We start from the raw sequence: 7,981 nt of genomic DNA, 5'->3' as shown, positions 1-7,981 counted from the left end.
GCGCGATCCGCGCCCACTGCGCATCCGAAAACCAGAAGAAATCCGCCATCTCCAACGCCTCCTCACCGAACGCGTTGAATCACCCCTTCGCCGCCTTGGGAATCCCGTTTATGGGTCCGGACCCTAATATATCTCGACGGAGCTCCACGTTCGAGGCGGGTCGACAAAATGTTGTCGACTAAGACCGACAAAACAGGCCAGCGAGGGGTTGTCCGATAGAGGTCGACAAGCGCTAGCTTGCCACCCGGTTTGAGCACCCGAAAAATCTCGGAAAGCACCAATTCGCGGCGAAGGATGCTGTGGATCATGAAGGCGCTCACGACCGCGTCGCAACTGTTCGAAGTCACGGGCAGGTGCTCAGCTGTTGAATGATATGTTTGATCATAAGCTCTGGTCAAACCCGCGCGCTTGAGCATCTCCGCTGAGATGTCGAGGCCGGCAAGCCTCACATGTTCCGGGAGGAGGGCACGAAGATGTGTTCCCAGAAGACCGGTTCCCACACCCAACTCGAACACTTGAGCTTTTCTGCAGCTGATCATGTCAAGCTGTACATGGCCCAAGACAATTTCTGCCAGCTGGCGATAACCATAGCCGCGACGTGCAAGTTTTGGCTGCACTTCTGCGTCGTAGGCATTTGCCCAACGATCGAAGCTCGCTTCGAGCGCAGAGTTCCAAGCGTGGGAAAACATGCGAACCTCCATTCTATAATGATGACGACCTACGCCGCGCGACTATTGTGATGACGCAGCGTGCGGTCGCAGCCCTTGTCGCTGTCTCGCCAAGGGCTGCGTCCAATTCGGACCCACGAAGCGATTCATAGCTGCCGAGCTTTTCGAGCGACCCGATCCGGTGCACAAACTGCGCGTAAGCGTCCCCGTCCCGGAAGGCGAACCAGCTTTCGTCTCGGTAAAGCGCGTCGATATCGAGACCCGCCTCCTCCGTAAGGGCAGCCCAGGCCGATGTGCGACGGCGCCCGAGGCCGTCCCATCTCGTCGTGGGAAAGATCGCTTCATGATGGCCACTGCCCACAGTCAACGTTACGATTCTGCCGTTGTCGGACAGCAAAGCCGCGGCGGCTCTTAGCGCGGCTTTTGGGCGGGAAAGGTGATGCAGTACTTGGAAAAAAGCTACGAGATCAAACCGCTCCGCCGCCAGCTCGCGGTCTATCGTGCTTAGGTCAGCTTCTAGGACGCGTACATTTGGACACGGACCAAAGCGCTGCCGAAGAGCGCGGACCATTCCTGGCGCGTGATCGACCAAGGTCAAGTCCGTATCAGGCTGGACGCCTAGGACCACGTTCGCGACCTTGCCGTCGCCAGCGCCAAGATCGAGAAGTCGAAGGCCCGGCTTGAGCATCTCAAGCAGAGCCTTCGTCGCCCGATCACTCACTCCTCCCCGAGATTCGATCAGGTCGGCCTTAGTGGACCAGCCCTCGGCCAAGCCGCTGAAGACTGCGGATACCTGTCTTGTCCTCGAGAGCCGAGGCGTCGTACCGTTCGCGGTGGAGGCGAGGGCAGCATCCTCGGCGGGCAAAAGCCCACCCCCGTTGGAGCGCGTCCCCTCCGACAAGAGGATCGGCAGACCCAACGCTGTCGCTTTCGCGAGCTGGCGATAGTCCATGGCCCCATTCCCATCTCGGCCTCCAAACGGAAGCGGTGGTCGGGCCCTCGGGTCTGAGCGAAAGGCGCCGTGGCCCTGACCAGAGCTAGATATGCGCAGCGTTTCAGAATGTCAACATTAACGTAAGCATAGATTACGCCCTATGTCGCCGAAGAAAGCTATTGACAGCTACTGTGAGCTTCTACATATTATACACGTAGGATTATGATGATCAAATTTATCCTATATCACTTGCTGAATACATGAGTAACGTGTATAAAACTAAGGGCTATAGGTGACGCAGTCAGCAGCAGTAGCGCATTTTCATATTCTTGGTGCGCCTCTCATTCGGAGGCGTGTTGAGATTGAAGCCTTCTGATCCCTCTTGAATGCCATGCCGAATTATGCCATTGGCGACCTGCGAAAGGCGCTGTGGCAACACAGAGCTGCGGGAAGGGCGGTCCACCCGGCCGCCCTTCTTTTTGGGCCCCGCGCTTCCGACACTTTCCATGTTTGCTTCAGTAGCCTACAGGAACATTCATACAAATACGGAGCAGCGCATTACTAAGTGACGACCTACAGCCCTCGGAGAAGACTTCTTGGCTGCTCTTTGCTTGACTAGAAGGCGCCAAGAACGTTAAATGGGCCCGCATCCGCCGGGGGGTTTGCCAAGGCGTTTGTCGAAAGAGAGCGCCAATGGCGGACGTTGCCATTCCGGAGCAGCACTGGCGGAGTCTAAGGCGCTCCGCCAACTGTTACATTCCCAAACTCGTGCGCGCTTCGGCCTCCCAGACGCACGGCTTCACCAATAGCGAGCTGCACCGAGCGGGGCAGGCGCAGAGGCTTGATAAGGAGTTTTCGCTGCACATAATCGGTAATGTCATGCTGCTGAAAGCCGTCACGCATGGAAAGGCGGAGCAGCTTCTGGAAGCCTATCTGGGGTTGCCAGAGGACTTGCAGGCCAAGCATGGCCCATTGAGCAACAGTGACATTGTGGCCGCTCTTTTCGCAGTGCCTCGTCTCCAAGAGTTAATGGATGGAGCCAAGCTAAGCAAAGAAGAGCTGGCGGCGCAAAGTTCTGTCAGCCTCGGCTGCATCGAGCACACACTTAGTGGCGGACGCGTTACAGCTAGCATAGCGGGCGCGTTACGATCAGCGTTGTTATCGCGTAATTCAAAAACAGGAAAAACGGGAACGTTCCAGGATTTCGTCACTAGCAGAGTGTCCGATACGGTAGGACACAAAGCCGTAAAGGGAACGCCCTTCGGACTAGACGACCTCCTGCTTCCGCTACCAAGCGGAGCTCCTGAGAAGTGGCCCTAAACGGCGACAGCTCCTATCCGAACGACTCGATTTTGTGGGCGGCTGAAACGGAGGAGCCGACGGTTGGGATAGGTCTGCTCCACCGCGCGTTTGCTCGGGTACCGCCATACTCATCCGTTCGGAAGTTCCTATGCGCAGCCTCCTCGCCCTCGCCGCTCTGGTCCTTTCCGCCTGCTCGATCTCGCCCGGCGGCAACAATGCGCGCGCGGAGGCCGATGCCGGGCCGCGGCAGGTGGCGCCGATCCTGACCGGGGCGGAGGCTCGCGACTGGCACAGCTTCGCCCGGCCCGAGGTGGCGCGGGTGACCCATGTCGCGCTCGACCTGGCGCTCGATTTCGAGGCGCACCGGATCGGGGGCACGGCGGCTTTGGACATCCAGGCGGCGGACGGCGCGGAGGAGATCATCCTCGATTCCAAGGGGCTGGAGATCAGCGCCGTCACCGACGCCACCGGGCAAGCCTTGCCGTTCACGATCGGCGAGGGCGACGCAATCCGGGGCCGTCCGGTCGCCGTGCGGATGGGCGCGGCGCGGCAGATCCGCATCGCCTATCGCTCCGCGCCGGACGCGGCGGCGCTGCAATGGCTGACCCCGGCCCAGACCGCCGGCGGGCGGCACCCCTATCTGTTCAGCCAGGGCCAGGCGATCCTCAACCGGACCTGGATCCCGACCCAGGACAGCCCCGGCATCCGCCAGACCTGGGAAGCGCGGATCACCGCGCCGGCGGCGCTGACTGTGGTCATGTCCGGCGATCGGCTGATGCCCGAGGGCGAGGCGGCCGAGGAAGGGCGGCGCGCATTCCGCTTCCGGATGGACCATCCGGTGCCGAGCTATGCGATCGCCATCGCGGCCGGCGACATCGCCTTCCGGTCGCTGGGGCCGCGCACCGGCGTCTGGACCGAGCCGGCGATGCTCGACCGGGCGGCCGCCGAATTGGTCGACACCGAGCGGATGGTAGAGGCGGCGGAGCGGCTCTACGGCCCCTATCGCTGGGGCCGCTACGATTTGCTCGTCCTGCCGCCGAGCTTCCCTTATGGCGGGATGGAGAACCCGACCCTCACCTTCCTGACCCCGACCTTCATAGCCGGCGACCGCAGCCTGGTCGGGCTGGTCGCGCACGAGCTGGCCCACTCATGGTCCGGCAATCTCGTCACCAACGCCGCCTGGGGCGATTCCTGGCTGAACGAGGGCGTTACCTCCTATTTCGAGAACAGGATCATGGAGGCGCTCTACGGCCGCGAGCGGGCGGCGCAGGAGGCGGCTTTGTCCTGGGATTCGATGCAGCGCGACATGGCCGAGATCGGCGCCACCACGAACGGGACAAGGCTGCACGTGCCCGTCGAGGGGCAGGACCCCGACAGCTTCGGGGTGACCATCGCCTACGACAAGGGCGCACTGTTCCTGCGGACGCTGGAGACGATCATCGGCCGCGAGCGCTGGGACGCTTATCTGCGCGCCTATTTCGACCGCCACGCCTTCCAGCCGATGACCTCGGCCCGCTTCCTCGCCGACCTGCGCCAGCACCTCATCCGAGGCGACGCGGCGCTGGAGGAACGGCTCGGCCTTCAGGACTGGATCTACGGCGCCGGCGTGCCGGCCAACGCCGCACGGCCCGATCCGCGCGCCTTTGCCGGCGTCGACGCGGCGCTGGTGGCGTATGAAGGCGGCGGCGTGCCGCCTGCCGCTTATGTCGACTGGACGACGGCCGAGCGGCTGCGCTTCATCGACGCGCTGCCGCGCCGGCAGGACGGAGCGCGGCTGGCGGCGCTCGACGACGCGCTGGGCCTCTCGCAAAGCGGAAATTCAGAGGTGCTGTTCGCCTGGCTCCGGCTCGCGCTCGCCAACCGCTACCAGCCGGCGGTGGCGCCGACCGAGCGCTTCCTCGCGACCATGGGCCGGCGAAAGTTCGTCGTGCCCTTGTTCCAGGCGCTGATGGCGCAGGGCGACTGGGGCCGGCCGATCGCGCGGCGCCTCTACCAGCGCGTGCGGCCGAGCTGGCACCCGGTCACCGCCAGTTCGGTCGACGCGCTGATGCGCGGCTGACATTGCTTTTGACCCCGGGCTGCGGAAAGCTGGCCGCCGGGGGATGAAAGGTGGTCGAATCCGGTTTCCAGGGCTGGCGCGTGCCGCCGCTCGGCGGCTGGGCGCTGCGCGTCTATGCCGTGCTGTGGTGGCTGCTGCTCGCCGCCGCGCTGGCGACGACGGTGCTGATCGCGCTCGCCAGCGCGTGGGACGGGCCGGAGCGCATTCCGCTGCTCCGGGCGGGGATCAACTATACCCGCGACGGCACGCCGGGGCTGGTCGTCTTCGACGTCAGCTCGCTCCAGGCGCGGCGGGCCGGCGTGGACGGTGGCGACCGTATCGTCGCGATCAACGATTCGGCGACGGTCGATGAGGGGCTCGACGCCGTCGTCGACGGGGCGGACGGGGACGTGATGGTGTTGCGGCTCGCCGAACCGGGCGGGCAGCTGCGCGACGTTCCCGTCACGCTCGGGCCCGCGCATGTCGAGGAGGCGCTACGCAGCGCCGGCTTCAGCGCGTCGTTCATGGCCGGCTGGACGTTCGCCATCCTCGTCCTCGGCAATCTGCTCGGCATCCTCGCCTCGATCCTCTTGTTCCGGGGTGACCGCAGCAACCCGGTCGCCGCCTTGCTCGCGCTCATCCCGCTCGCGACCGCGGTCGGCGGCTATGGCGAGCTCCCGGTCGCGGCGAGCGTCGCGATCCTGAGCGTCACGGCGCTGCTGCTGCCCATGGCGCTGCTCGCCTTCCCCGACGGCCGCTTCGCGACCCGCACCAGCATCGTGCTGCTCGGCCTTAACTTGCTCTGGGCGCTGGCCTATTTCTGGGATCCGTACCTCTATGGGCAAGGTGTGCTGGTCCTGCTCGCGGCCAGCGCCCTGGCGACGATCCCGCGGCTGCGGCGCACTGCGGCCACCGACCAGCGTCAGCAATTGCGCTGGGCGATGCTCGGTTTCGCCGGCTCGGCGGTGTGCGCGCTCGGCCTGCTTGCCTGCAGCCAGCTCCAATATGCCCGCGACGACCTCTGGTACGTCATCGTCAACGACATGGCGTCGGACCTGTTCGACCTTGGCTACACGATCTGCCTGTGGGGCGGGCTGATCGTCGCCTTGCTGCGCTACCGGCTTTACGATGCCGACGCGGCGATCACCCGCTCGGCGGTCTGGGCGATCGCGGCGCCCTTGCTCGCCTTCTTCTTCACCGCGACGATCGAGGTCCTGAAGGTCGCGCTCGGGCCGGTGCTCGGCAACGACATGGTGGTCGTGCCCTCGGCCGGCGCGCTGACCGCGATGCTGATCGCGCCGGTCGGCAGCTGGATCGAGCGGCGGGTCGAGCTCTGGTCGCGCCGCGACCTGATCGCGCTCAGCCGCGAGCTGCCAGCGGCGGCGAGCGATCTCAGCGAGAATGACGATGCCGGCCTGCTGCTCGGCCACGCCTGCCGCGCCGTCGGCCTGACGATGAAGGCGCGGGCGACCGCGATCGCGGTGCGCGGCGAGGCGGGATGGGCGGCGGGCGCGCTGTTCGGCGTCGGCGCCGGGGAGGTCGGATCATGGCTGGCCGCGGCCGCCTTGCCGCAGCAGCCGGACGCGGTCGTCGTGGCGCGCGATGACCCTTTGTTCCCGGTCCGCGTGGCGCTGATCGCCCGCCCCGCCGGCGAGCCGGAGGCGATCGCCTGGCTGCTGGTCGGGCCGCGGCCGGACGGCAGCATCCAGGACCGCGACGCGCGGGCGGTTCTGGCCGAGATCGCGCCCTCGCTGGGCCGCGCGCTGCACGTCATCGCCGCCCGCCAGCGGCGATTTGCGACCTTGCTCGAAAATATGGCGTCGGGACCGACTCCGGAACCGGCTGTTCCACCAGCGCCAAAGCGGCTCAAGAAGGCCCGAACTTAACACTCCATCAAGCCCTTGCGGCTAAGGGAAATGCCTGTTTCCAGCCGCGCGGACGTTGATGTTTCAGAGCCCGATTCCCCATGACAACGAATCCGCCGGGGCGCCCGCCACGCCCGAGCAGGAGCTGCACGCGCTCGGCTTCGACGCGGCGAGCGAGCGGCTGCGCGAGGCGCACCTCCATAACGGCCAGGTCCGCGCCCGGGCCCTGTTCGCGCCCTTTCTCGGCGTCACCGCCTTTGTCGGCGCGCTGATCGCCGGCTGGGCGATGTACCGCTCGGTCCGGCTCGAATGGGTCGTCGGCTGGGTGGCACTGGTGGCCTTCACCAACTGGGTTTCGGCCCGCCGGGCGATGGTCGCCGCCTCTTGGGGCACGAGCCGCAACGCCCGCCCGCCCGCCGCCTGGACCGCCGTCGCGGAGGCGGTCGGCCTCGCGTCGCTCTGGGCGGTGCTGCCGAGCTACGCCTTCGCGACCCAGGACGCCTCGACCCAGCTCGTCATGGGCGGCGTGATGGCGGGCATGACCGCCGCAGCGATCGCCTTCGTCGCCATTCCGTCCGCCGCGATCGCCTGGATCGCGACTTTGACCTGTGCCTTCTGCGTCGCCTTCTATCTCGGCGGCGCGACGCTCGATCCCCGCATCGGGCTCACCTACATGCTGATCGCCGGCGCCGGCGCGTTCAGCGTGACCCGCCTCACCCGCTGGATCTTCGGCCAGATGGAAGCGATCGCCCGCGCCCGGACGCAGGCCGAATCGATCCGCCTGCTCCTGAACGAATATGAGCATCGCGGCGTCGGCTGGCTGTGGCAGGTCGATGCCGAGAACCGGGTGGTCTATATCTCGCCCCGGATGACGGCCCTGCTCGGCCGCTCGACCAACCAGCTGATCGGGCATTCGCTCCCCGCCTCCTTGGGCGGCTCCTCGGCGCTCGGTCGCACCCTGCTCGCCCGCCAGCCCTTCGCGAACCTGGAGATGGAGCTCAAGACTCGGCGCGGCAGCCGCTGGATCAGCCTGTCGGGAGACCCGATTTCGGACGTCGCCGGCCAGTTCCAGGGCTTTCGCGGCGTCGGCCAGGACATCAGCGAGGTGCGCCGCCAGCAGGAGCGGCTGACCAACCTCGCCAATATGGACGTGCTCACCGGCCTGCCCAATCGC

Annotated in this window: 6 protein-coding genes; 4 read left to right on the top strand and 2 right to left on the bottom strand. The window is 65.8% G+C overall.

Annotated features, from left to right (window positions below; translation table 11 throughout):
• Positions 1-62: 62 nt before the first annotated feature.
• Together ACT4N3_RS11800 and ACT4N3_RS11795 are read right to left on the bottom strand one after the other, a co-directional pair.
• Positions 63-689, bottom strand: coding sequence for a class I SAM-dependent methyltransferase (locus ACT4N3_RS11800; protein ID WP_444855419.1), 627 nt, complete (start codon positions 687-689; stop codon positions 63-65).
• Positions 690-702: 13 nt separating this feature from the next.
• On the bottom strand, positions 703-1,620 hold the full coding sequence (locus ACT4N3_RS11795) for a class I SAM-dependent methyltransferase (RefSeq protein WP_444855418.1): 918 nt from the start codon (positions 1,618-1,620) through the stop codon (positions 703-705).
• A 675-nt stretch (positions 1,621-2,295) separates the two neighbouring features.
• Here ACT4N3_RS11795 and ACT4N3_RS11790 point away from each other — a divergent pair.
• The 4 genes from ACT4N3_RS11790 to ACT4N3_RS11775 form a co-directional block, all read left to right on the top strand.
• Positions 2,296-2,922 (top strand): hypothetical protein, encoded by a 627-nt coding sequence (locus ACT4N3_RS11790; RefSeq protein ID WP_444855417.1) that lies wholly within the window; start codon positions 2,296-2,298, stop codon positions 2,920-2,922.
• Positions 2,923-3,052: 130 nt separating this feature from the next.
• Positions 3,053-4,963 (top strand): M1 family metallopeptidase, encoded by a 1,911-nt coding sequence (locus tag ACT4N3_RS11785; RefSeq protein WP_444855416.1) that lies wholly within the window; start codon positions 3,053-3,055, stop codon positions 4,961-4,963.
• A gap of 50 nt (positions 4,964-5,013) precedes the next feature.
• Positions 5,014-6,828 carry a hypothetical protein gene (locus tag ACT4N3_RS11780; protein WP_444855415.1) on the top strand — a complete coding sequence of 605 codons (1,815 nt, stop codon included), beginning with the start codon at positions 5,014-5,016 and terminating at the stop codon, positions 6,826-6,828.
• Between the two features lie 58 nt (positions 6,829-6,886).
• Positions 6,887-7,981 (top strand): PAS domain-containing protein (locus ACT4N3_RS11775; RefSeq protein WP_444855414.1); only part of this gene is annotated, 1,095 nt, incomplete at its 3' end.

The organism is Sphingosinicella sp. (assembly GCF_052388015.1).
Lineage (GTDB): Bacteria > Pseudomonadota > Alphaproteobacteria > Sphingomonadales > Sphingomonadaceae > Allosphingosinicella.
The sequence above is the reverse complement of the archived record's forward strand: the minus strand, read 5'-3'. Positions and strand labels throughout refer to the sequence as shown.